This window comes from Streptomyces sp. NPDC093094, assembly GCF_044754345.1.
GTDB lineage: Bacteria > Actinomycetota > Actinomycetes > Streptomycetales > Streptomycetaceae > Streptomyces.
The window spans coordinates 33026-56278 of record NZ_JBIVOX010000026.1 but is presented as its reverse complement, the minus strand read 5'-3'; the positions used below and the strand labels follow the sequence as shown (position 1 = coordinate 56278).

19 protein-coding genes and 4 pseudogenes are annotated in these 23253 nt (G+C 69.0%); 10 read left to right on the top strand and 13 right to left on the bottom strand.

From position 1 onward, the window contains the following. Positions 1–116: 116 nt before the first annotated feature. Positions 117–719, top strand: coding sequence for a hypothetical protein (locus tag ACIQGV_RS35705; protein ID WP_402502632.1), 603 nt, complete (start codon positions 117–119; stop codon positions 717–719). 162 nt (positions 720–881) lie between these two features. Beyond that, positions 882–1790, top strand: a complete 909-nt coding sequence (locus ACIQGV_RS35700) for a hypothetical protein (RefSeq protein WP_402502630.1) — start codon at positions 882–884, stop codon at positions 1788–1790. Positions 1791–1893: 103 nt separating this feature from the next. Here the strand turns inward: ACIQGV_RS35700 and ACIQGV_RS35695 are convergent. Next, a pseudogene (locus ACIQGV_RS35695) lies at positions 1894–2031 on the bottom strand (integrase core domain-containing protein); the annotation flags it as partial. On the opposite strand from ACIQGV_RS35695, the pseudogene ACIQGV_RS35690 reads away from it, so the two are divergent. Further along, positions 2024–2392: pseudogene (locus ACIQGV_RS35690) on the top strand (hypothetical protein); the annotation flags it as partial. The pseudogenes ACIQGV_RS35695 and ACIQGV_RS35690 overlap by 8 nt on opposite strands. A gap of 138 nt (positions 2393–2530) precedes the next feature. On the opposite strand, the gene ACIQGV_RS35685 reads toward ACIQGV_RS35690, so the two are convergent. After that, positions 2531–3481, bottom strand: coding sequence for a hypothetical protein (locus tag ACIQGV_RS35685; protein ID WP_402502628.1), 951 nt, complete (start codon positions 3479–3481; stop codon positions 2531–2533). A 573-nt stretch (positions 3482–4054) separates the two neighbouring features. Between ACIQGV_RS35685 and ACIQGV_RS35680 the strand changes: the two genes are divergently transcribed. Then, a complete protein-coding gene (locus ACIQGV_RS35680; protein ID WP_402502626.1) occupies positions 4055–4696 on the top strand; it encodes a uridine kinase in 642 nt (213 codons plus the stop codon). Between the two features lie 202 nt (positions 4697–4898). Here ACIQGV_RS35680 and ACIQGV_RS35675 read toward each other — a convergent pair whose 3' ends face one another. The 3 genes from ACIQGV_RS35675 to ACIQGV_RS35665 form a co-directional block, all read right to left on the bottom strand. Further along, positions 4899–5159, bottom strand: a complete 261-nt coding sequence (locus ACIQGV_RS35675) for a hypothetical protein (protein WP_402502623.1) — start codon at positions 5157–5159, stop codon at positions 4899–4901. Continuing rightward, the gene (locus ACIQGV_RS35670; protein WP_402502621.1) at positions 5138–5440 is read right to left on the bottom strand and encodes a transposase; all 303 of its coding nucleotides are present in this window, start codon (positions 5438–5440) and stop codon (positions 5138–5140) included. Before ACIQGV_RS35670 ends, ACIQGV_RS35675 begins: the two co-directional genes overlap by 22 nt. Positions 5441–5840: 400 nt before the next feature. Then, complete coding sequence (locus tag ACIQGV_RS35665; protein WP_402502618.1) at positions 5841–9485, bottom strand: RICIN domain-containing protein; 3645 nt, start codon at positions 9483–9485, stop codon at positions 5841–5843. Between the two features lie 164 nt (positions 9486–9649). Here ACIQGV_RS35665 and ACIQGV_RS35660 point away from each other — a divergent pair, with 164 nt between their 5' ends. Beyond that, a complete protein-coding gene (locus ACIQGV_RS35660) occupies positions 9650–9784 on the top strand; it encodes a hypothetical protein (protein WP_402502732.1) in 135 nt (44 codons plus the stop codon). Here the strand turns inward: ACIQGV_RS35660 and ACIQGV_RS35655 are convergent. Together ACIQGV_RS35655 and ACIQGV_RS35650 are read right to left on the bottom strand one after the other, a co-directional pair. Then, positions 9756–9973: pseudogene (locus ACIQGV_RS35655) on the bottom strand (transposase family protein); the annotation flags it as partial. The gene ACIQGV_RS35660 and the pseudogene ACIQGV_RS35655 overlap by 29 nt on opposite strands. A gap of 47 nt (positions 9974–10020) precedes the next feature. Further along, positions 10021–10770, bottom strand: coding sequence for a DUF4232 domain-containing protein (locus tag ACIQGV_RS35650; protein WP_402502616.1), 750 nt, complete (start codon positions 10768–10770; stop codon positions 10021–10023). 210 nt (positions 10771–10980) lie between these two features. Between ACIQGV_RS35650 and ACIQGV_RS35645 the strand changes: the two are divergent. Continuing rightward, a pseudogene (locus ACIQGV_RS35645) lies at positions 10981–11187 on the top strand (helix-turn-helix domain-containing protein); the annotation flags it as partial. 852 nt (positions 11188–12039) lie between these two features. Further along, positions 12040–12645 carry a hypothetical protein gene (locus ACIQGV_RS35640; protein WP_402502729.1) on the top strand — a complete coding sequence of 202 codons (606 nt, stop codon included), beginning with the start codon at positions 12040–12042 and terminating at the stop codon, positions 12643–12645. 393 nt (positions 12646–13038) lie between these two features. Here ACIQGV_RS35640 and ACIQGV_RS35635 read toward each other — a convergent pair whose 3' ends face one another. After that, the gene (locus ACIQGV_RS35635; protein ID WP_402502727.1) at positions 13039–13266 is read right to left on the bottom strand and encodes a hypothetical protein; all 228 of its coding nucleotides are present in this window, start codon (positions 13264–13266) and stop codon (positions 13039–13041) included. Then, entirely contained in the window at positions 13167–13580 is a 414-nt protein-coding gene (locus ACIQGV_RS35630; protein WP_402502614.1) for a transposase, read from the bottom strand. The genes ACIQGV_RS35635 and ACIQGV_RS35630 overlap by 100 nt, the downstream gene beginning before the upstream one ends. A gap of 357 nt (positions 13581–13937) precedes the next feature. Here ACIQGV_RS35630 and ACIQGV_RS35625 point away from each other — a divergent pair, with 357 nt between their 5' ends. After that, positions 13938–15224: an alginate lyase family protein gene (locus tag ACIQGV_RS35625; protein ID WP_402502611.1), complete on the top strand. Its 1287-nt coding sequence runs from the start codon at positions 13938–13940 to the stop codon at positions 15222–15224. A gap of 127 nt (positions 15225–15351) precedes the next feature. Here ACIQGV_RS35625 and ACIQGV_RS35620 read toward each other — a convergent pair whose 3' ends face one another. Further along, a complete protein-coding gene (locus tag ACIQGV_RS35620) occupies positions 15352–15624 on the bottom strand; it encodes a transposase domain-containing protein (RefSeq protein ID WP_402502609.1) in 273 nt (90 codons plus the stop codon). Between the two features lie 98 nt (positions 15625–15722). Beyond that, positions 15723–16574 carry an alpha/beta fold hydrolase gene (locus ACIQGV_RS35615; protein WP_402502606.1) on the bottom strand — a complete coding sequence of 284 codons (852 nt, stop codon included), beginning with the start codon at positions 16572–16574 and terminating at the stop codon, positions 15723–15725. Between the two features lie 103 nt (positions 16575–16677). Between ACIQGV_RS35615 and ACIQGV_RS35610 the strand changes: the two genes are divergently transcribed. Next, positions 16678–17112, top strand: coding sequence for a winged helix-turn-helix transcriptional regulator (locus tag ACIQGV_RS35610; RefSeq protein WP_402502603.1), 435 nt, complete (start codon positions 16678–16680; stop codon positions 17110–17112). A 436-nt stretch (positions 17113–17548) separates the two neighbouring features. Here the strand turns inward: ACIQGV_RS35610 and ACIQGV_RS35605 are convergent, their stop codons facing one another. Beyond that, on the bottom strand, positions 17549–17935 hold the full coding sequence (locus ACIQGV_RS35605; protein ID WP_402502601.1) for a YsnF/AvaK domain-containing protein: 387 nt from the start codon (positions 17933–17935) through the stop codon (positions 17549–17551). A 431-nt stretch (positions 17936–18366) separates the two neighbouring features. Further along, entirely contained in the window at positions 18367–19047 is a 681-nt protein-coding gene (locus tag ACIQGV_RS35600; protein WP_402502599.1) for a class I SAM-dependent methyltransferase, read from the bottom strand. 631 nt (positions 19048–19678) lie between these two features. Between ACIQGV_RS35600 and ACIQGV_RS35595 the strand changes: the two genes are divergently transcribed. Next, a complete protein-coding gene (locus ACIQGV_RS35595; protein WP_402502596.1) occupies positions 19679–22963 on the top strand; it encodes a GH92 family glycosyl hydrolase in 3285 nt (1094 codons plus the stop codon). Positions 22964–23253: the final 290 nt, after the last annotated feature.

Genomic DNA, 23253 nt, shown 5'->3' with positions numbered 1-23253 from the left:
CGGCCATCCCCGCGTATCCGGGGTCCTTGCACTGAACCCTGACTCTAACTCCTGTCATTATATGAAGCGTGGCCGCTGAACCGGGCCGCCACCCGACCTGGAGGGACACCCCCGCAATGACCTCGCGCGATGAGCCCCGCCTGGCCGACGCCGCCGAGATCGCAGCCGAACACGGCCTCACCCCCGCCCGCATCAGCGGCCTCTACACCAACCGCACCCCCAGCGCCACCGGCACCCCCTTCCCCGAGACCGCCGGGCAGCGCGGCCGCGCCCGCCTGTGGAACCACGCAGAAGTCACCGCCTGGTTCGCCGACCGAGGCCAGGCCCGCCTGCGCAGCCACACCCCGCCCGCCCGCGACCCGCAGGAGCTGCTGAACGCCGCCGAAGCCTCGCGGTTCCTGGGCTACAAGAACACCAACCAGGTCACCACCTACGTCCGCGACCACCCCGGCTACTTCCCCGACCCCGGTCTCACGGAGGAGACGGGGACCGCGTCCATACTCTGCCGCACCCCTGCTGACCTGCAGACTTGGGCGAAGATTCGGCTTGTGTATTGGGTGAGTTCAATTGGTCGTTGCAACGGCCTCTGGAGTCCGCCGGGAGTGGCCGGGCCTTCGCGCGTGAACCTCTTCGGCGGGGTACGGCAGTTGTCGCCGTGGCGTACTGTTGCTCATCCGCAACGGAAGACCCGGGCAACCCAGTTGTGCGTACGGCTGTAAGCTCGGCATTCCTGTGCAAAAGCGAAGTGATTCCCGATCTCGGCCGACCCGTTCCTCACGCGTCAACCATGAAGCCTGCACGTTTCACTCACGAGCGCGAGGTGCGGCCGTGCCATGATCTTCGATCGCCGAAGAAGGACGAAGGGTTACGGACTGACCGTCATGGCAGATACGACGACGATCCTCCTCCCGGTGAACGGGGCGACGCTGGCGTCGGACCCCCGCGTCCTGGAGGCGGCCCGCGCGATCGGTTCCCGGCGCGGGGTGGACTACACGAACGACGCGGCCGTGACAGCACTGTTCGCGGAGCGACAGCGGACGATGCGGGCGACGCGGCACGGCTGGCTGGCATGGACCGGCGGTCTGACGCTCACCGCGGGCGTGATCCTGCCGTTCATGACGACGGCATTGCCGGAGCGCGCCGCGAGGCAGGCGCTGATTGCGGCGGGTGCACTCCTGGCAGTGGGGGTGGCGGCGCTGATCGCGCTCTGCGTCCGCTGGAAGCGGGAGCTCACCCACCCGGCGCTGAACGGCTACCGCGAAGTCCTGGGCGTGGCCCGCGCCCACGGCCTGCCGCTGACGCACGTTCCGGCATGGCTGGAGGGCCGGACGTCGGACGGGAGCGGGAAGGGCTGGGCACCGATACCGGAGTACCCGAGCGTGCCGCCTCTGCCGGTCGGCACACACCAGGCCCCCTCCGGGTCGGACCAGCCGGTCGCACTCCCACCGAAGCCGGCGGCGGTCACGCAGTACGAGCAGATGGCCGACTCGGGCAGCTGGCACGACGAAACCGGCTGCCTGCTCCTCCTCGTGGGCCTGGCCGGCGCGGGCTGGGCCTGGAGCGAGGAGGTTCCCCTCGCCTACGGCCTCCTCGCTCTCGTACCCTTCGCGATCGTCATCTGGCTCGCAGGCAGCCGTCAGGGCAGGAAGAAGCAGGCACTGCGCGAGCAGGCCGAGGCATACGTCCGCACACTCACGGCGGCCCAGGCGGCGGGGGAACAGGTGCCGGAACTGTCACCGGCGCTGCGGAAGCTGCTGGAGCCCAAGGAACAGTCCGCTTCGCAGCAGTGAATGAGCGCTTGAGTGCGGCGGCGGCCGGGACACGGCACGGGAGGCAGCAGCGGTGGGTCTATGGGCTCTTCTGCAGCCAGTGCGGGGGCTCTCACGCGGCGTGCTGAGTCTTTGAGGTCCAGCGGCGTCCGTGAAGCAGTTCTCGTCTGAGGCTCTGGAAGAACGACCCTGCGAGGGCGTTGTCGTGGCTCGAGCCGACGCGGCCCATGCTGCGGCGGATGCCGTACCGGCGGCGGGCGTCGGGATCGTCGATCCGCGGTGAAGAACCATCCCGGCGCGGAAACAAGCAGCTCAAACGGGCTTTCTTCCTGTCCGCATTCGCGGCCCTGGCCGACCCCGTCTCCCGGGCCTGCTACGACAAGAAGATCAGCCAGGGCAAGCACCACGCCCAAGCCCTTCTCTGCCTCGCCAGACGACGAGCCGACGTCCTCTTCGCGATGCTCCGCGACGGAACCTTCTACGAACCCCGACCCGCCCCACAGGTCGACAAAACCCGTAGGGGTCCCGGAAGCCTGCCGAACCCTCCAGATGAGATGACTTCCGTACCCGGCCTGCCGGGGTTCCCGCAAGGGGAAACCCCTTTGTCCTTCCCCTGTATTTGATCATCGCCAACGGCTGCCGGCCGAAGCCGCCGCCACCCCGGGGATCCTGTCATCGCATCCGACTCGTCGGAAGCGCTCACCCGGCGCGGGTCCTTCGACGGATGGGACGCCGGGGCGGGGCCGGCAGGGGTCCGCCCGCTAGAGCAGCGTCCGGACCGGCATCGCGATGTAGAGGGCCGGCAGGGCCACGCATGCGGCCCCGATGCGGAGTACGTCGCTCCCGGCCGCCGTGCCGTTCAGGAACGGCAGGGCGACCAGCAGCACGCCCGTGACGACGCCGGCGTGCACGGTCTGGGCGAGCGGGGACCACGCCAGTTCCTGCAGTCCCTCGTCCTCCGCCGCGATCGAGATCGGAAGCATCGTGGTGAGTATCAGCAGCAGTGCTATCGCCCCCGGAGCCATCCTGCTCAGGGTGAGTCTCCAGTCGCGGTCCAGGTACCGCTCCAGGTCCTCGCCGTCCTCCACCACGACACCCAGGCCCGGCGCGGTGGGCGCCCAGAGCACGTCGAGCCGGCTGTCCGGTTTCGGTTCATAACGGGTGAAGACGCCTTCCGTGCGGACCCGGCTGCCGTCCGGCAGGGCCAGCAGCAGCGTGCTGCGGTAGCCGACGACCTCCCCTTCGGAGCGGCGTTCCTCGACGTCGGTCACCTCGGCGACCCCCGCCGGGTCGTATGCCGCTCCGGCCCGCAGCAGGGAGCGGATGTGCCCCGACCCGTACGACTCGCCGAGCCCGGCGAGCGCCACGAAGGAGACCAGGAGCAGCAGCCAGACCGTGCTCTGCCGCAGGTAGACCCACCACACGCTGTCGTAGCCGTAGGTCCGCAGCCTGCGCAGCACACCGGGCCGGTTCCGCCGGACGCCACCCGCGCCCTTGGCCAGCGACACCGGCCCTGCGGGCTCCTTTCGGGACGGCTCCTGGAGCGACACCCAGAAGTACTCGCCTTCGCGCAGCCGCCCTGTCCAGAGGGCCACGACCCGCAGCCAGACCAGCCCGATCAGCGTCCAGGCCAGTCCCACCAGACCGGGCACGGGCAGCAGAGCGCCTCTGGGCAGCCCCGCCGTCCACAGACCAAGCACCGCGGCCGCCACGTAGGCGAGTACCGCCGATACCCGAACACACCAGACCACCACGACGTCCCCCCGAATGATCGTTTGAGGGCAGACTAGGTCGGCACTCGTCGATGTGGCACGCCGGGACCGAACCCGGAAGGCATCAACCGTTCCGCTCCGTTGCCGCATGATTCGGTTCGTCGCGACCGGTCCCTTGTTCCGCACCGGCCTGCGCACCACCTTCAGGACGGCCTGCCATGCCGACGTGCACGGCACAGAAGCGGCAGCGGTGGGCGGAGCCGCGGACAAGGCGGTCGCGAGGGCAGCGGCGACGGCGGCCACCCTGGTGAGCGGACGTCGGGTCAGGTGCATGACTACTCCTTCGCGCGCGTTGACGCCACGCTCGTGCCCAAGGCGATTACGCCATGCCGAAGGTCCTCGGCATCGCCGAGACCGGTGTGCAGGTCGGCCGAAGGCCGCGGCCCCGGGCCTGCGCTGAACCGGGCCTCGTTTCCCTGCTTGCCATGGGCGATCAGGCCGCCGTACAGTCCGTGCACCCGGCTTGTCCGGCCGCTTCGTTTATCCCCTTTGAGCACATGAGGAGCGCCCGGTATGACGGGTGTAATGGCGGTCGCAGGCGGCACCGCATCCGGCAAGTCCACCCTTGCCGAAGCCCTGTCGCTGCAGTGTCCCGAGAGCATCGCGCTGATCCATCTGGACGACTACTACGTGCCCGCGCACGACCCCCTGAGGGGTGTGTGGACGGTCAGTGCCGACGGGCACGCCGTCCTCGACTGGAACCATCCGGGGTCGATCGACGAGACAGCGGTGACACACGCCATCGACGCGGCGCTGCTGCGCCCCGGCGTGCTGCTGGTGGTGGTCGAGGGCCTGTTCGCGCTGTCACTGCCGTCCGTGGTCCGGCGGGCGGCGTGGCGGGTGTATGTCGACACCCCCGACGACATACGCCTGGCCCGCAAGATCCTCCGGAAGATCGAGGCGCAGCGGCAGGACCCCCGGCTGTCCCTGCGCAACTATCTGCAGACCGGCAGGGACCGCCACGCAGCTCACGTCGCCCCTTCCCGGGCAGCGGCGGACCTGGTCGTGGACGGGACCGCGAGCGAGGTGGAGATGCTGGCGGCCGTCATGCCGCTGATCGGACCGGCCCTCGCGCCGCCGCCCGCGGCGCCCTCGCGGGCACGGGGAGTGTGCGGTGTGACCCGTACCTCCGAGGTCCCGGTGTTCGCCCTGTGACGTGCCCCGGGGCACCGGCCCCGGCGAAGGACGCCGCGTGATCACGTTTCCGGCGGCACAGCCCGACTGGCCTTGTTCACGAGAACCGGTTCTGGCTCAGGTTTCGGGCCCTGTCGCTACTTTGGGGTAGCCCCTTCTTGATCAGGGTGAGAGCAGGACGCGGCATCGGGGAGTGTGAATCCAACGGCTGCGGTTTCGTGATCTATCCAGTGGGTTCGCTGTTGATCCGTCGTCGGTAGTGGCTGTGCCGGGCTGTGGCCTGGTGGCGTCTGTGCCGGTTTGACCAGTGCGGCAGCCTGGCCGCAGCCATGGTTGGTGAGTTGAGGACGGCGGCGGGCAGGTGGCGGATTTCCGGGACGGTCGGCGTGATCGGATCGCGGCTGTGAGCGAGGTGGTGCGTGCCGGCGGGCCGGTCGGGGGCGGTGTCGGCGGCGAGGGCGGTCAGGAAGGCCAGGGCGAGCATGGCGAGGGTGATGTGGCGCTGCCGTGAGGTCCGGTTGCGGACCTGGTGGTGATCGAGTCCGGCCTGGCCCTTGGCGGCCTGGAAGCACTCCTCGACGCTCCGGCGGACACCGGCGACCCGGACGAGTTCCGCGAGGGTGCCCGTCCCCGGCTGGTGGCGCAGGCGAGGAAGACGCCGGCCTGGGAGTTCTCGATGCGCCCGGCGGTGCCGGTGCACTGGCGCTGCACGCCCGCCGAGGCCCGGCCCTTCCTCACGGAGCCGGTCTCGTCCGCGGTCAGCATCGCGCCTCGCGCCCTCGGCGCCGAGGTGTTCGACGGCGTAGGCGCGGACATCGTCGCGGACGGCGCCGGCGTCCCGGCGTGCGCAGCGCAGCAGCCGCTGCACCGGGCCCGGCCGCGCATGGCCGGTCTGTTCGGCCGGCTGCCGGCAGTTCTTCCGCTCGGCACGTGACAGCAGTCCGGGCAGGTACGCGCGGGCGGTGGTCCGGGGTCCAGCCCGGCTGAACCGGCCCGCGGTCCGGGCCATGGCCTGCTCGAACATCGCCCGCCGGGCGCCGTCCATGCTGTGACCTGCGGCCACCGCGTGATCGTCATGAGTCCACACAACCCTTGATGATCACGCGGTGGCCGTTCCAGTTCTCACGCGGGCCCGACCCAAGATCGCAAAGTCATACCGGAGTGTTTACCGGTTGTTCAGTGTGATCTTCCAGAGCTGGCCCAGGTCGTTCGACAGCTCCCTGAGGGACAGTGGCTCGCCGTGCTCGATGGCGGTCACGTTCTTTCCGTCCAGGGCGCTGACGATGCGGTACCAGCCGCCGCCGACCTCTTCGAGGCGCCACTGCTCGCCCTTGTTGTCGGCAACCGCGTCCATCAGGGTGACGGTCTTGTCCTGCGCGTCGTAGGACACGTGCCGGGAGTCGAGCTTCATGGGGGCCATGCGCCAGATGTCCTGGGCATCGGTGTGCAGATCCCAGATCTGGTTGGTCTTGCACCTGCAGGGCGTCCAGCCGAGGATCTTGGTTCCCGCCGAAGTGTCCCCGGCGGTGAGGTCCATGGCCAGCCCTGTCGCGGACTGGAAGGACACACGGTCCTGGTCCTTGGGCTCGATGCCGCCCTGCCACTCTTCGGGAGCGGTGGAGCAGTCGGTCGTGACCAAGGTGTTGTTCTCGCCCGGCTTCAGGCACTGTCCGTTGTAGACGGAGCGCAGGGTGTCACCGTAGTGGTACCACTGCTGGTTGTTTCCGCCGTTGCACTCCCACTGCAGGACTTCGAGGTTCGTTCGGTCGTAGTCCAGGCACTGCCCGGAACCCTGGTTGACGAAGAAGAACGCTCCGTCGGGGGCCGCGGCCTCACCGGACGCACTTGCCCGGCCACTGCGGACAGCGGCGGTCTTGCTGCCCGGCACGGCCGGCGCGGCGTCCGAGGACGCGGATGTGCCGATGGAGGGGGCGGTCACCGAAGCGCGGGCTTGCCACTGCTGTTCCCTGCCCTCCTCGCACTGCGCCAGCCGGACCTGATCCGCTTGGGCACCACTGACGCAGGTCTGTGCGGCGGACGACATGATCTGTCCGGACGCGGGGGTGGACCAGCCGTCCGCGGTGGGCTGCGCCCCCACGGTGCCGGGGTCTTCGAACCACCACTGCTGGTTCATGTCGTCCGTGCAGTTCTCGATGCTCAGCCAGCTCTGGTGGTCGTCCTTGCCGATCCGGCTCGGGTTCTGGCTCAGACAGCCGATGATGTTGTACGCGCCCTTGCCGTTGCTCTCGTAGGCGAAGAGTTGTGAGGAGCCGTTGTACAGCGTATGACCCACTACCCAGGACACGGGCTTTCCGCTCTTCCCCGCAACGATCTTCGCCCATTGGTTGCCGTCGTCCGTGTGCAGGAAGTTGTCACCGTATTTGATCGTGGCGACAGCGCGGACCGGCACGGCGGGGATCAGCTCTCCGTCCAGCTTCTGGGAGTCGTCCACGTGCCACTGCTGGCGGGCGGAGCCGTCCGCGGCCGTCGCCTTGCCCCAGGCTCCGGCGCCTCCCCAGTCGGCGTCGATCAGGTCGCCGGTGGATGCGTTCCGCAGCTGCATGTTCTTGCTCACCGGGCCCGTCGAGCCGCCCGGCCACAGGGAGTCTTCCCGCTTCTCGGTGACCTCCATCTGATCGGGGGTGGCACCGGCCGATCCGGCGCAGGTGAAGTAGCCCTGCGATCGCCAGCTGGTGGCCGTGATGGTCTCCTTCACACAGGTGCCCAGCGCCCGCTGGCCGAAGGCGTTGGGGTGGATGGCCTCCTGCTTGTCCCCCTGGGTGTAGGGGAGCCAGTTGGCGAGGCCGGGAATCCAGCGCACCCATTCGGAGCTCTTGGCCTGCGGCGGGTTGCCCAGCGAGTTGAGCTCGGATGCCTGCGAGGAAGCCTTGGCGCACAGCTCGTGGCCCGCAAAGGCATTCTGGGTGTTGAGGAAGATGGCCTTCTGGCCGTGCGCCGCTTCGGCGAGAGCCTCGTTCAGTTGCGGAACGACCTCGTAGTGCATCCAGTCGACGTCCGGGTCCAGCAGAGCGCATCCGCCGGTCATCATGCGTGCCCAGCTCAGCGCCTGCGACGGGTACCGGTTGTTCTCCACCGAGGACAGCGGATTCGGATACGCCTGCAGGATGATCTTCGGGTTCTCCTGCCCCGCCTCGTTCAACGTGGTCCTGATCTTCGCGATCGTCTTGGCGACCTTTTCCTGGATGGCCGCCGTCTTCTTGTAGATGTCGGACCGGCCGTTCGTGCTGCACGCCTTGTTGCCGACGTAGCCCACGACACAGTTGAAGCCGATGTCGGAGAAGCCGAGGTCATTGCCGCCGATCGAGAGCACCACGTACTTCACGTTGTGCTCGGCCGCGATCTTGGCGAGCTGTTTCACCTGCGGCTCTTCACCCTTGAAGGTGTTGTCCGTGACGTCCGTCGTGGTCGCCCCCGAGCAGGCGATGTTGAACCGGCGCTCGGCCGGGATGTCGAGCACGTCACCGATGCTCTTGATCGGTGCGAGATCGGAACGGTGGCACATCTCCTTGCCCGACGCGGTCTCGCCGTAGACCCGCTTCGGGTCGTGCTCGCAGACCTCGTCCTTGCCGCTGCCGGTGCAGTCGAACGCCGCCCGGTCGGTACCGAAGGCAGAGCCCTGGCGGCTGCGGTAGGACAGCTCGCCGGCACCGTTGCCCTGCCAGCGCCCTCCCTCACCGGAGATGTAGCTGTCGCCCATGGAGACCACCGCGTCGCTGCCGACACACGCGTCCACGCTCTGCGCCGCTCGGGCGGCCAGGGCGGCAGGGCTGTAGAGGGTCCGGCTGTCCCAGCCGGCCTGGCACTCCCGCATGCGCGTGGGCGCGAACCTGACCGGCCGGTGGTCCGATCCGCCGCCGCTGCTGACGGAGACGGCGAGGTCGGTCAGCTGCTCGCTGGCGGTCATGAAGTCGATGCCGTACCCGGACTGCTGGGTCGGCACGGGTATCCCGTTCGGCTTGCCGTTCCGGGTCGCATAGTAGGTGCTGTTCCTGACCTGGCCGCGGAAGGACTGGGCATCGGAGTTGAAGTCGCCCAGAACCCGCCACGGTTCGCCGCCCACGGCGTCGGCGACCGCCTGCACCAGCGCCTTCGCATGCGGGTTGGGCGTCGAGCCGGAGCGGATGGACGCGGCGTGGATGTTGAAGTACCAGGTGCCGTTGATGCGCACTCCCACGGCCGGACGGGAGCGTATCCACTTTTTGCTGTCGTCCTCGTGCGGGGTGACAATCTTGATGTCCTGGAGTGCGTCGAAGTTCTGGGCGACGGCACTGTTCACCCACACGGCCATGGACTTCTGGGTGTTCTTCTGAGTGTCCGGGTCCTCGTCGTTCCCGCTTCCTCCGGAGCCCCACAGGTTCTTGTCGAGGATGTCCACGTAGAAGATCTGGCCGCGGATGCTTCTGGGGCCACCTGAGGCGTAGCTCTTGGTGAAGACCCTGTACTTCAGGCTGGGCAGACCGCCGGGAGTCGTGGAGGTGTCGTCCGTGTTGCTCAGCCTCGTCATCTCGTCATGCGTGACGAAGTCCAGCGGTGGGGTGTTGACTTCCTGCAGAGCCAGAATATCGGCGTCTTTGAGAAAGGAGTCCCTGACGGCCTGCCACTTGTTTCCGCCCTGGGCGTTCCATGTCACCGCGCGGAGATCGGTTTTGGGCGCCGCCTGCGTCTGCCCTGCGGTCAGCAGGGGGACAAGGAAAGCCAGCAGTGCGCAGGTCACGATAAGTGCGAGATTTCTGAGAACAGCCCGACGTCCGCCGCCGTGCGGCGCGGACAGCGAGGTAGTTAAAGGCATAATTTCCTTCTGTCAGTTGAATACGCAGAGCGAATTCTTGTGCGCCGGACCGGTGAACAGACCATGCAAGATTGATGTGGTGTGGACACAAGCACTGGACGCAATATGAAAGTTGCCTGATTCGCGCCTGCCTGTGGCCGGGGATCTCCTCAAGGACCACCTGCTTGGGCTGCAAGGTCCGTGCCCGCGTCAAGCACACCTTCGCCCGCACGAAGACCTGGAAGATCCTCCGCGGCTGCCGCCTCAAGGGCGACGGCGTCCACCACCCTCGAACAGCGGCGCGAGCCGCCGAAGCGTGAGGTTCGTCCGCCAGTACGCGGCTATCAGCAGCACCCGGTCCTCCGGCGGCAGGCACCAGGGCCGGCCCTTGCGGACCGGGTCCGCCCCTTCACGCCGCAACGCGGTGATCAGATGCCGAACCGACGCGGGCTCAACCCGGTGAAAGGGGCTGTCCAGGATGGCTCTGACGCAGTGATCACACCAGACACGGCAAGATCATCTCACCCGTGACCAACAGTTGCGGGACAGCCCTGTTCTAGTTCAGGGCGTCCTCCATCTCCTGCTGCCAGTACGTCACCGACAGGGTGCTGTCGTAGTAGACGCCCTTCGCCGGGAGGGACGGGGTCGCGTCCGGGCCGCCACTGCTGTTCGGGGTGCGGCCCTGGAAGCCGACGGCGAGCTTGCGGGCCGTGGTCCCGCCGTCGCCGCTGCCGTCGGCGGCCGACAGCAGCACGCCCGCGTAGGCGGACTCACCCGGGGCGATACCGACCACGGACTGCGGCTTGGTGTCCTCGATCGCCCGCGGCACCCACTGCATCTCGTCAAAGCGGATCACCGGGTAGTAGGTGAGGTCACACGGCTTTGATCCCTTGTTCTTGACCGTGATCAGCATGTGGTTGAGGGGGCGGGGGACGGGCTGGACGGTGACGGTGGTGTTGGAGCCGTTGCAGGCGACGCGGGTCCGGGGGGAGCCGGGGTCGTCCGACTTTTCGCCGGAGCCGGAGCCGGAACCCCCGGAGTTGGAACCCCCGGAGCTGGAACCGGCACCGGAGCTGGAGCCGGCTCCGGTGCCGCCGTCATCGGTGTTCTTGTCCGTGCCCGCCCGTGAGTGCTCGCTCGACGTGCCGCCGCCCGTCGCGGCCGAGGGCGAGTCCGTGATCGCCTCCGCAGCCGGCTGGGCCGCACCCTCGTCTTTGGTGCCCGTACCCTCCTGGCAGGCGGTGAGGGCGAGGGCGGCGAGGCTCGCTCCGGTGGCGGCGAGCAGACGAATACGGGACGTACGCATGGCTGATTCCTTGTGGTCATCAGGGATTCGGCACGGCCGCTCGGCAGGGTGCCGGGAGCGGCGTGCTTGGATGACCAGAGCTTGTGGTGTGAGCCGTCCCGGCCGCCATGTCTGACAGGGCATCTGGGACGCTGGAACGCCCGTACCGCCGGGTGCTGGGGAAACGACATTCCCTGGAACGGTGGAACGGGACACGGGGGCGGGAGGAACATGGTGTCCGAGGACACGGCCGCAGAGGAATTCGCCGCGCGATTAAGGGCGCTGAAGGAGCGCTCGGGGCTCAGCTACGGGGTGCTCGCCAAGCGGCTCCACACGAGTGCGTCGACGCTCCACCGGTACTGCAACGGGGACGCGGTGCCAACGGACTACGCGCCCGTCGAGCGGCTGGCGCGGCTGTGCAGGGCGAGCCGCGAGGAACTGGTCGAACTGCACCGGCGGTGGGTGCTGGCGGACGCGGTGCGTGGGCGCAAGGGGGCACCGGCGGGGGCCGCGGTGGCGGGGGACGCCGAAGCTGAGGCGCCGGGAGTCGTCGCGCCGACCGACGTACCGGAGAGCCGGCCCCCGGCGCGCGAGCGTCCGGAGGCCGGGGGCCCGGAGGCCGGGGGCCCGGAGGCCGGGGGCCCGGAGGCCGGGGGCCCGGAGGCCGGGGGCCCGGAGGCCGGGGGCCCGGAGAACCGGTTGCAGCAGACCGGGATCCGGGAAGCGGGGGGTCCGGAGAGCGGTGAGCTGGAGGCTGAGAGGCGAGAGGCCGCGGGGCCGGACAACGAGAGCCGGGAGAGTGGTGAGCCGGAGGCCGACAGCCTGGAGGCTGCTGGCCCGGAAACCGGGTGCCTCCGGGCCGGCATCCCCGCGAGCCTTGAGACAGGGTCTCCGGGGAACCGGCCCTCGGAGTCCCAGGGCGCGGGCGCCGGTGGCCGAACCCGGCGGCGTGGTCGTACCGCTGCGCTTGCCGGGATCGCGGTGGCCGCCGTGATCGGTGGGGTCGTCCTCGCCGTGACCCTGCCCGGGGGCGGGGTGGAGGAGGACGGCCGACAGAAAGCGATCAGAGCCGTGGACTCCGACGGCGGTGCCGGCGAGGATGTCACCTCCTCACCGACGCTCTCCGGCCGTCCCTCCGCCTCGGCGTCCCCCAAGCCGCAGGGCGGGGACCGGAGCACGGGCCAAAGCACCGACTCGGCCTCAGCCTCGGCGTCCGATGCTGGCAGCGGCGCCCCTGCGGGCAGTGGCGCCGCTGCGGGCAGTGGCGGCCATGGTGCTGCGCCGCTCACGGTGAGAACCGACCCGTACTTCTGGGAGAGCCCCTGCGCCCAGCGGTATCTGATCAACCGGCCGCCGGGCCGGGTGCCTCCGCCCCCGGTGGAGCAGGGCGCGCCGGCCTGGGTGGCTTCGGTCGGGGCCGTGTCGTCGGGAGAGCAGTATGTGCGTCTCACCGTGCAGGGGACCGGAGAGGAGACGGTGGTCGTGGAGGGGCTCACCGTGCGGGTGGCGGGCAAGCGGTCGCCGCTCGCCTGGAACGACTTCGCCATGGGCTATCCCGGCGTCGGCTGCGGCGGTGACGTGCCGAAGCGTTCCTTCTCGGTTGCCCTGGACGCCGCGCGTCCGGCGGTGGTGCCGGAGGCGGGGGACCGTGACTTCCCGTTCAAGGTGAGCGAGTCCGACCCGGAGGTCTACTACATCAGTGCCGACGCCTCCGCGTACGACGTCAGCTGGTACCTGGAGCTGAAGTGGTCCAGCGGCTCACGCAGCGGCACACTCGCCCTGGACGACAGGGGCCGTCCCTTCCGGACCAGTGGCAACAACGGACGCCCGGCCCACGAGTTTCCGCTGGGCGGCGACGGGTGGGTCCCCGAAGGCACGACGACGCTCGACGAGTGAGCATCCGGTGGGCGGGCGGCGGGCGGTGGGGGTGCGGCTGGATCGACCGGGACCGGGCGATCCTGGAGGCCCTGACCGGTATCAAGCGGGCCGTTGCGCGCAACATCCTGACCCGCACTGGGCCACCGAGGCGGCCCAGAAGCTGAGCGCGGTCCGTCAGTACTCCGGCGTGACTTTGCGATCTTGGGTCGGGCCCGCGTGAGAACTGGAACGGCCACCGCGTGATCATCAAGGGTTGTGTGGACTCATGACGATCGCGCGGTGGCCGCAGGTCACAGCATGGACGGCGCCCGATGGCGGGCGGTGTTCGAGCAGGCCATGGCCCGGACCGCGGGCCGGTTCAGCCGAGTTGGACCCCGGGCCACCGCCCGCGCGTACCTGCCCGGACTGCTGTCACGTGCCGAGCGGAAGAACTGCCGGCAGCCGGCCGAACAGACCGGGCATGCGCGGCCGGGCCCGGTGCAGCGGCTGCTGCGCTGCGCACGCCGGGACGCCGGCGCCGTCCGCGACGATGTCCGCGCCTACGCCGTCGAACACCTCGGCGCCGAGGGCGCGAGGCGCGATGCTGACCGCGGACGAGACCGGCTCCGTGAAGATACGCCGAAGCCCTGCTCCTCCCACACCGGAAGAAGACCCCGAACGACCCCTGCATCCGCACAGATGCCCCTATGGATGTCAACCGGCAGAGACTGGTCCCGGGATTGCTTTCTGGATGCGAGGAGGGCTTGGCAGATCTCGCGGGCCACGTAGTGTTTGAGGCATCGGACGGCTTCGCGTCGTGTCCTGCCCTCGGTGACGCGTCGTTCCACGTGGGAACGGGTTCGGGTGTCCCAACGCAGGCGGGCGATGACGATGGTGCAGAGCGCTGGATTGGCCTGGCGGTCGCCGCCGCGGTTGAGTCTGCGGCGCCGGGTCTCTCCGGACGATGCTTCCACGGGGCCGGCACCGCAGAGGGCGGCGATGATGCCTCGCCGGCCAGGCGGTCAGGGTTGTCGCCGGCCGCGGTCAGCAAGGCTGCGGCCGTGTCCGGACCGACGCCGTAGAGCTCCAGGAGCTTGCGGCGTTTCCTTTCTCCTTCCTTAAGGGTTTCCTAACGCAAGCTCAGTGGCTTGACCCCAGACTTTGATCCAGGCCAGTGTGTTTTGCGTGTCCATGACGGAATTCCGGTGCCGAGACAGCGGCCTCGCGGACACTGCCCGAGGTGTGCCCCCCAAAGACGGTCCGTCCCAGTCCCACCTGGTGCCGCATCGTCGGGCACCCGTATCAGGATCGACTGTTTCGCGGAGGCGTTGATGATTGACGCGCGTCATGGAATCGACGGCGTTGAAGGACGAAACCGCGGGAGACACAGCAGGCGCCGACGGCTTTCGGTAACCGTCGTGTCGGCCCTCCTTGCCTTCGCGCTCGGGGCTCTCGCACTTCCTTCCCTGCTGTCCGACGATGCCGAAGCAGCCGGCCCCCAGCCCTCCGCCGCGGGCACGGCCGGCGATTCCTTCGAGCACCCCGGAGCGCTGGTCAGCAAGGCGCAACTGGACTTCGTGCGAGGGAAGGTGAAGGCCGGAGCGGAGCCGTGGAAGTCCGCCTACGAGGCCGTGCTCAAAAGCAAGTACGCGAAGCTGTCGTGGACCCCGAAGCCATGGGCGACAGTCGAGTGCGGTCCCAGGTCCAATCCCAATCACGGATGCTCTGACGAACGTGAGGATGCGCTCGCGGCCTACACCCACGCCCTGCTCTGGAACCTCACCAAGGACCGCCGTCATGCCACCGAGGCCATCAAGATCATGGACGCCTGGTCGGCTGTGATCAAGGAGCACACGAACCACAACGCTCCCCTCCAGACAGGCTGGTCCGGTGCCTCCTTCGCCCGCGCCGGCGAACTGATGAAGCACACGTACACCGGCTGGCCGAGCGCGCGGCAGAGCCGCTTCGCCACCATGCTGCGCACGGTGTACCTGCCCATGGTGATCAAGGGACGACCGAATGCCAACGGCAACTGGGAACTGATCATGATGGACGCCGCCACCGGGATCTCGGTCTTCCTCGACGACCGGGCGTCCTTCGACAGGGCGGTCGCCGTCTGGCGCAAGCGGGTGCCCGCCTATGTCTACCTCAAGGGCGACGGGTCACTGCCGAAGAGCCCGGCAGGCAGTGGCAAGGACACCCGGAAAGAGCTGATCGACTACTGGCAGGGTCAGTCCACGTTCGTCGACGGCCTGGCCCAGGAGACCTGCCGGGACTTCGGTCACACCGGGTGGGGCTTCGCCGCTGCAGCTCACGTCGCGGAGACCGCTCGCATCCAGGGCCTTGACCTCTACTCCGAGGTGGAAGACCGGATGACCAAGGCGCTGGAGTTCCATGCCGCCTACGAACTCGGCGCGACGGTGCCGTCCTGGCTCTGCAAGGGCTCAGTCAACCGTGGCATCGGCTCCGTCCTCGAGGTCGCCTACAACCACTATGCGGGCCGGGAGGGAATCAGCCTTCCCAAGACCAAGCGGCTGATCCAGAGCAAGCAACGCCCCAGTGGTGCAGACTACTTCCTCGCCTGGGAGACGCTGACGCACGCCGGCAACCCCGAGTAGAGGGTTCCACCTGACGCCGGCCGCACGAAGGCGGGTTGACGGCTTGTTCGCGACCTGGACGACCAGCCGCAACAGCCAGCCTGACGGGCACGATCCAGAGCGGCATCCTGATCGCCATGAACGAGGGCTACCGCGAATCAGACGAGGTGGCGGGTGCCCCCCGGCCTTCGCGCTCCAGCCTGTGAACCAGAAGCCGGGCCACCTCTTCATGACCCTGCCCGAAGAACAGGCACATCACCAGGACGAAGTAGACCGTCACCTTTACCGACAGCAGCCGCGTCCGCTGCTCGACCCGGCCGCACCCGGCGACCACCTCATCGACCAGCTCCGGCGGAAACGCCCGCGTCAGGACCCCCGACGCAATCCGATCCGAGAACCGACCAACCCCCGACGACTTCACCTGACCCGGCCTTGGCACAACCCCTCCAGCGACCGGACCCCGACAAAGTCACCGGTATTGCCTCTCGAGGCGTGTATCTGACGTCAGCCCCGCCCCGGTCACGCTGCTTTCGCGTCCTCACCGGCCAGGAACGGATGCAGCAGCGTGAGCAGGGCGTGCGACCGGTGCAGCGGGATGATGTGGCCGCAGTCCTCGATGACGTGTCCGGTGAGGTTATCGGTGAGCGGGCGGAGTTGGCGTTCCAGCGCAGGACCGACGGGCCGGGCGCCCAGCGCCATCGTAGGCACCGTCAGGCGGGCAGTGGCGACCGCCTGCTCGATCTGTACTGCGCTCTCGGGCAGGGACCGGTAGTACGAGAACGCGCAGCTCAGCGCCTGGCGGCCGGTGTATGCGCGGACGAACGCGTTCCGGAGGGCGGGGCGCACACCGTCGCCGAGCGTGCCGGCGCTGAGGAACCAGTCGATGTAGGCGGCCTCGTGGCCCTCCAGCACGGTCTCGGCGAGGCTGGGCGCGGCGGAGTGGAAGCCGAACCACCACGGCGGCCCGTCGGCGAGGAAGTCCTCGGCGCCGGGCAGCCTGCCCAGAAGGGACTCCATGACGACCAGGCGCCGGACGAGACCAGGACGGCGCAGGGCGAGGAGGAAGGCCGGGGCGGTGCCCGCGTCGATGCCCACCACAGCGGCCGAGGACACGTCGAGCGTGGCAAGAAGCGCCGCGGCGTCCTCGGCCAGGGTGCCCGCGTCGTACCCGGAGGCGGCCCGGCTGCTCGCGCCGAACCCGCGCAGGTCCGGCGCGATGACGCGGTAGCGGCCGGACAGATCGGCCATGACGTCCGTCCACAGCTCCCACGTGTGCGGGAAGCCGTGCAGCAGCAGGACGGCCGGGCCCGATCCGCAGAGGGCGACGTTCAGTTCGACACCGTTGGCGAGGACGCGTCGCAGCTCGGGCATGGAGGGACTCCAGGTACTTGGTGAGTGATGGTGACCAGGTCACGCTAGGGAACTATCCTGGTCCGTCCAAGACGGCACTTTCCCTTCAGGTGGTGAGCCCCAGGTGACCACGTCGAGGCCCGGCGAACCCGGCCGACGGCCCGGTGAGCGCGGGGATCTGCTGGATCCGCTCTGCCCGACCCGTCAGTTGCTCGACCGTATCGGCACCAAGTGGACGTCGATGGCGGTCAAGGTGCTGGCCGAGGAGGCTCCGGGCGAGCTCCGTTTCACGGAACTGCGGCGCCGTATCCCGGGCATCTCACAGAAGATGCTGTCCGTCACCCTGCAGAGCCTGGTCCGGGACGGTCTGGTCGCGCGCCGTGTGGAACCCACCGTGCCGCCCGCCGTCCACTACCGGCTCACCGAGCTCGGCCTGTCCCTCGAAGGACCGCTCTCCGCCCTACGGGTCTGGGCCGAGACGCACATGCCGGAGATCGATCGCAGCAACCAGCTCGCCGACGAGTCACTCCCCCACTGGCGCATGAACCGAATGTGCTGATCACAGCCTCACGTTGATGGCCGCGACAAGGACGGTCGCCTCGTCGCGGACCGCGAGGCGGTAAATACCGCACTCGACCGCGTGCCGGGGCACGGACGATGGTGGAGTCGGCGTTGAGGTTCCAGGTGATCAGGTCCTTCGTGTCGGCCGGGCCTGCAGTTCGGTGGAGATCCGCTCCCAGGTGCCGTTCCGCCGCCGTCGGCGGAACAGGTCGTGCGCCCGGCCCCACGGCACATCCCGCCACGGGAGTACCAGTGCGCACCCGGAAGCGTATGCCGTCGATCAGCTGTCTCCTGGTCCATCGGCGGCCGGCCGGACTGCTTGTCCTTCGGCAACAGCGGCTCCAGCACTGCCCATTGCCCATCCGCCAGATCTCCACGCACCACGAACAAAGATCATTCCACGTTCGAGATCCTCTTTCGATGCACGCCCGAGGTCAGGTATCCGGCTGCCGATCGTCGTCGGCGCTCTCTGCGTCGGCGCTCTCTGCGTCGGCGCTCTCTGCGTCGGCGCTCTCTGCGTCGGCGCTCTCTGCGTCGGCGCTCTCTGCGTCGATCTTTTCCTTGCGGACCGTGCCGTGCACCGTCTCCTCACCGGCGTGCTCCTGCGTGGTCATCCGCACCCGTTCCACCGGAACCGTCTCGGTCTGTATCACCGGTCGTTCCTCGTGGAGGGTGACCTCGTGTTCGGCCTCGCCGATGTCCGGTCCGGACATCGCTGCGTCCCGGTTGTCGTCCGTGATCGGCTCGCGCTCCACGCGGACTTCTTCGTGACGCACCGGCACGGTCTGTTGCACCTCCTCGGTGACGATGTACTTGCGCAACCGCGCCCGCAAGCAGCCCGGACGGACTCCCCTGGCCCGTAGGTCGGCCGCAGCAAACCTCTGACCTGCGGTGATCAGGCTTTGCTGACACAAACTCGCACCCGTCAAAGTTCGTTGGCAAACGGTCAAGGTCCGGCAGCACAGGTGACCTGTGACAGTGAGCCTTGACCGTTTGCCATCGAAGGTCAACCACTGCTCAGTTCGTGCCAACGAAGATTGACCGCCCAGGTCAATGTGCTGGACACCATCCCGATTGTCGTGGCTTCGGAGCGGGGCAGGGTGCTGAAACGGACTCATCGGCACCCGAGCCGGAACGACTGCGCGGTTTCGAAGTGACGAGAACACCCTTGATCCATGAGAGGCCGCAGCCCTTTTCGGTGGCTCGGTCAACCGGTCTGCCCAGATGCCGGGCCTGCTGTGAGCGGAGGGGCTCAGCGCAGCCGTCGCGCACGCAGCACCAGGTCGTCGGTATGGTGCGCGCCGGCGCCGCCGTCGGGTGCCACGCGTGGTCGCTGCTCGTTCACCTCCACCTTCCAGTCGTCGGTGAGCAGGGCGGCGACCATCGAGGGCCAGACGTAGTCAGCCGGGTCGAAGCCGCTGTCGTGCGCCTGCTGGGCGTCCATCCCCGCGTGATGTACGAGCAGCAGCACGCCGCCGGGCGCGACGGCCGCGAGCAGCGCTCGCTCGGCTGCGGCGTCGGGAGTGCGCAGCAGGGCCGGATACTGCGCGGAGACCAGGTCGAAGGAGGCCGGCGGGAGCGCCGCTTCCGTCAGCGCGGCGTGTACCCAGCGAACGGCGACGCCTGCGTCCCGCGCGTGCCCGGCCGCCCGCTCCAGCGCCACGCCCGAGACCTCGAGCGCGGTCACGTCCCAGCCGCCGCGCGCGAGCCAGACGGCGTCCGCGCCCTCGCCGCAGCCGACGTCGAGCACCCGCCCGGGCGTGAGCCCGGCGACCTCGGCCACGAGCGCACCGTTGGGCTGGCCGCTCCACAGCTGTTGCCGGTCGGCGTATCGGTTGTCCCACTCCGCCCGCACCGCGGGGTCTCCGACGTATCCGTCGCCGGGCAAGGAAGTGTCAGACGCGGTCGATCCCGCTGTGATGTCGTCGGTCATGGGCCCAACGTCACCCATCGTGGCCCGGTCACGCCACTCCTGTTGCTGATCCGGCAAAACGGCGTCCGAGGGGCGAGGAACAACCGGGCGTAGTCGCACTGGACGTCATCGGGTCTCCTTCGTGGATACCCGATGAGCCAAAGGCCCGCACAGGGGCACTTCCCGCCCCCGCCGCCTCCTTCAACCCCACAGCCGCCGCGGCACATGTCACCACACCCGCGCGGCGTTCCCCTGGCCAACTCCTGCCAGAATCGTTGACAACGATGTCAGACACATGATCTAGTCCGCTTCGATCCAGCCGGGTGCCGTCGATTGCGCTGTGAAGGGGGCTCACTGCGATGACCCGCACTTCGCCCGTTCTCCGTGCGTGGGACAGGGAGATGTTCGGGCGTCCGGTTCCCCGGAGCGGGCGCTCCGTCCCGTGCGCCCGGTCCCGCGCGCCTCGTCGTATGCGCTCCGCCCGTTCGTCCGCCGAGGAAGCCTCTGCCGAACGGCGTTCGCGGCCCCGCGCACGTGGCCGGGCGAATGCCGTCGCCCCGTCCACCCCTTGGAGATCCCCGTCGGAGATCCCCTTCGGATCCCCTCTCGTGCCGCGCAGTACCTGACAGGTGAGGAACAGGAGACCGTTTCCATGCACAGACCCCTGCACCGATTGCGTACCCGCGCATCAGCATTTCTTGCCGCCCTGTTCGTCGCCGGCGGTGCCCTGAGTCCGGCGCCCGCCCTCGCCCAGGGCACCGCGGCCGCCGACCGACTCACGTCGCTGGTCAACCCGTTCATCGGCACCCAGAACTTCGGCAACACCTTTCCCGGGGCGAGTGCTCCCTTCGGCATGGTCCAGGTCAGCCCGGACACCGGCGGCCAGGGAGGCTACGACTACCAGCAGGACAAGATCCACGGATTCAGCCAGACCCACCTCTCCGGCGTCGGCTGCTCCGTCATGGGCGAACTGCCCCTCATGCCGACGACCGGGGCCATCGACAGCGTCGACCCCGACGCCTACCGCTCGGCCTACTCGCACGACGACGAGGCCGCCGAACCCGGCTACTACCGTGTCGGACTGAAGACGTACGGCATCGACGCCGAGCTGACCGCGACACCCCGTACGGGATGGCAGCGCTACACCTTCCCCTCGACCGACCGTGCCAACGTCCTGTTCAACACGGGCAAGGCCAACCAGAAGGTGTACGGCTCGGAGGTCCATGTCGTCGGCGACCGTACGGTCGAGGGCCGCGTGGAGGCGGGCAACTTCTGCGCGGGCAAGGACCGTCACACCGTCTACTTCACGGCTGCCTTCGACAGGCCGTTCGCCTCGCACGGCACGTGGCGCGGGGACACGCCCGCTCCCGGGGAGCGCGACGCGGCCGGCGAGGGCGGCAACGGCGCCTGGGTGACCTTCGACGCCGGATCCGACCGCGATGTCGTCGTCAAGGTGGGGCTCTCCTACACGGGCGTCGAGGGCGCCCGCAAGAACCTCAAGGCGGAGACGGACGGCTCCTACGACTTCGACGCCACCCGCGCGGCGCTGCACGCGACTTGGGAACGGCAGCTGGACGCCGTCCGGACAGGCGGCGGGCCGGCCGAGCGGCAACGCGCCTTCTACACGGCCCTGTACCACTCACAACTGCACCCGAACCTCGCCGGGGACGTCGACGGCCGGTACGCGGGCTTCGACGGGAAGACGCATCTCGCGTCGGGGTTCACGCCGTACCAGAACCTGTCACTGTGGGACACCCACCGGCCGCAGAACCAGCTTCTGCAGATGCTGCAGCCGAAGGTGGCCCGTGATGTCGCACTGTCGGTCGTCGCGATCGGACGGGACGGCGGCTGGCTGCCGCGCTGGTCGCTCGCCAACAGCGAGACCAACATCATGACCGGCGACCCGGTCACTCCCTTCCTGGTCGAGGCGTGGTCCAAGGGCCTGCTCGCCGGCTACGAGAAGGAGACGTACGCGCTCCTGCGGAAGAACGCGCTCAGTACGCCACCGGACGATTCCCCCTACAACGGCCGTACCGGGGTCGACGAGTACCAGAAGCGTGGCTACATCCCCAGCGGACTGGAAACAGGGAAGGACTGCGCGGACAAGGGCGGCGACAATGACTGCCGCCATCCCGCTTCGGCCACCCTGGAGTACGCGGCGGCGGACGCGTCGCTGGCACTGATGGCCAGGGCACTGGGGTACTCCGCGGACGCCCGCGTCTTCGCGGCACGCGGCCAGTGGTACCGCAATCTGTGGGATTCCTCGATCAAGCAGTTCCGGCCGCGGACGGTGGACGGCACCTGGCTGACGCCCTACGACCCCGTCGAGGCGGGCCACCAGTTCCATGAGGGCGGCGCCTACCAGTACCAGTGGCTGGTGCCCCAGGACCCGGCCGGGCTGGTCTCCCTGATGGGCGGCAAGCGGGAGACCGAGAAGCGTCTCGACGCCTTCTTCGCCTACGACAAACTCCTCGCGGACCCTGCCAGGACCGCTCGCGAGGACTGGATAGCGGCACCGTACGACTACTACGGCAAGGCGACCTACAACCCGAACAACGAGCCCGATCTGCACTCCCCGTACATGTACTTGTGGGCCGGCGCACCGGCCAAGGCCGCCACCGTGGTCCGTGCCGCGATGACGCTCTTCACGGACGGGCCCGACGGCATGACCGGCAATGACGATCTGGGCACCATGTCGGCCTGGTACGTCTTCTCCTCCCTGGGTCTGTACCCGACGACGAACGGTGGCGACTTCCTCGCCGTCTCCAGTCCGCAGTTCCCTTCCGCCGTCATCCGCATCGGCGCCTACGGCGGCCAGCAGGGCGGCACGCTGACCGTCAGGGCCCCCGGCGCGAGCGACGCCCGACGCTATGTGCGGCAGGCAAAGTTCGGCGGGAAGGACCTGCGGGCCACCTGGCTGGACTGGGACAAGGTCGCCAAGGGCGGAGAACTCACCTTCGAGATGGCCGACAAGCCGTCTTCATGGGGTACCGGCAAGGGCGCCGAACCGCCGTCCGTCAACCGCGCGGCAGCCGATTCCCGCCGCCACCTCGACGCCTCGCTGCGCACCCGCTCCGACGTCGTTCCGACAGCCGACAGCACACAGAGCGTCCGCCTGCACCTGGACGTGCTGGGCCAGTCCCCCGGCACCCTGCGGGTGGGCCTCGCGGCGAAGGTCCCCGACGGCTGGACGGCGAAGAGCTCCTCGCCCTTCTCGCTCACCTCCCGTCGCCTTCCGATCCAGCGCACCGCAGCGGTGGACGTGAGCGTGCCGGCCAACACGCCGCCGGGTTCGTACACCGTGCGGATCACGGCGAGCGCGAAGGGTGCGAAGCCCGTGGAACGAGCCGCAACCATCGAGGTGCGCGCAGCAGCCCACTGCGCGGCAGGCATCGATGAGCAGTGTGCCGTCGGCCTCGGGAACGAGGTGAACCACGACGGGACCGCGACGGTCACGGCGTCCGGCGAGGGCGACTTCGACGGATCGGGATGGAGCTTCGACGGTGATCTGCTGCCCAAGGCCGGTCCAGTCGTCTGGGACGGCGTGACGTACGACGCTCCCGACCCGTCCGGGACGGCCGCGAACTTCGTCGAGGGCCGCGGTCAGGCCATGCTGCTCCCGGCCGGGTCCTACGGCACGCTGCAACTGGTCGCCACGGCCCACCACGGTCCGGTGACGACAGCGCTCACCGTCCGCTACACCGACGGAAGCACCAGCGAGGTGCCGGTGACCGTGGGTGACTGGGCGGGATCGGCACCGCAGGGCACCTCGGTCGCGCTGGAGATGCCGCACCGCATCAAGCGCGGGCAGGGCGTGGACGGGCCGCCGGTGCGTCTGTTCGGTGGCGCCGCCGATCTCGACGCGTCGAAGACGGTGCGTTCGGTCGGCCTGCAGAACGATCCTCGGGTACAGATCTACGCGATCACTCTCAGGTAGGACTCCGTACGGCCGGGCCGCCCGGTGGCAGCGTGAGGAGTGGTCTTCACGCTGCCTGGCCTTTTCTGCCGAGAGTTCGCGGCTCTGGGAGAGCGTGGAGGGGGCAGGGACGGCTTTCACGCTTGCTGCGCCTGACGGCCCAGGGGGAGCTGACGGCCGACACTGGTGGCGGAGCCCTGGCCTGGACGTGCAGGGCTGCGCCGGCCATCGGCGGGAGCCGTGTCACGTACCTGTGCGGGGGTCAGGTGCGGCGGAGCGCGTCCAGATGGTCATGGGCTGGGGAACGGCCG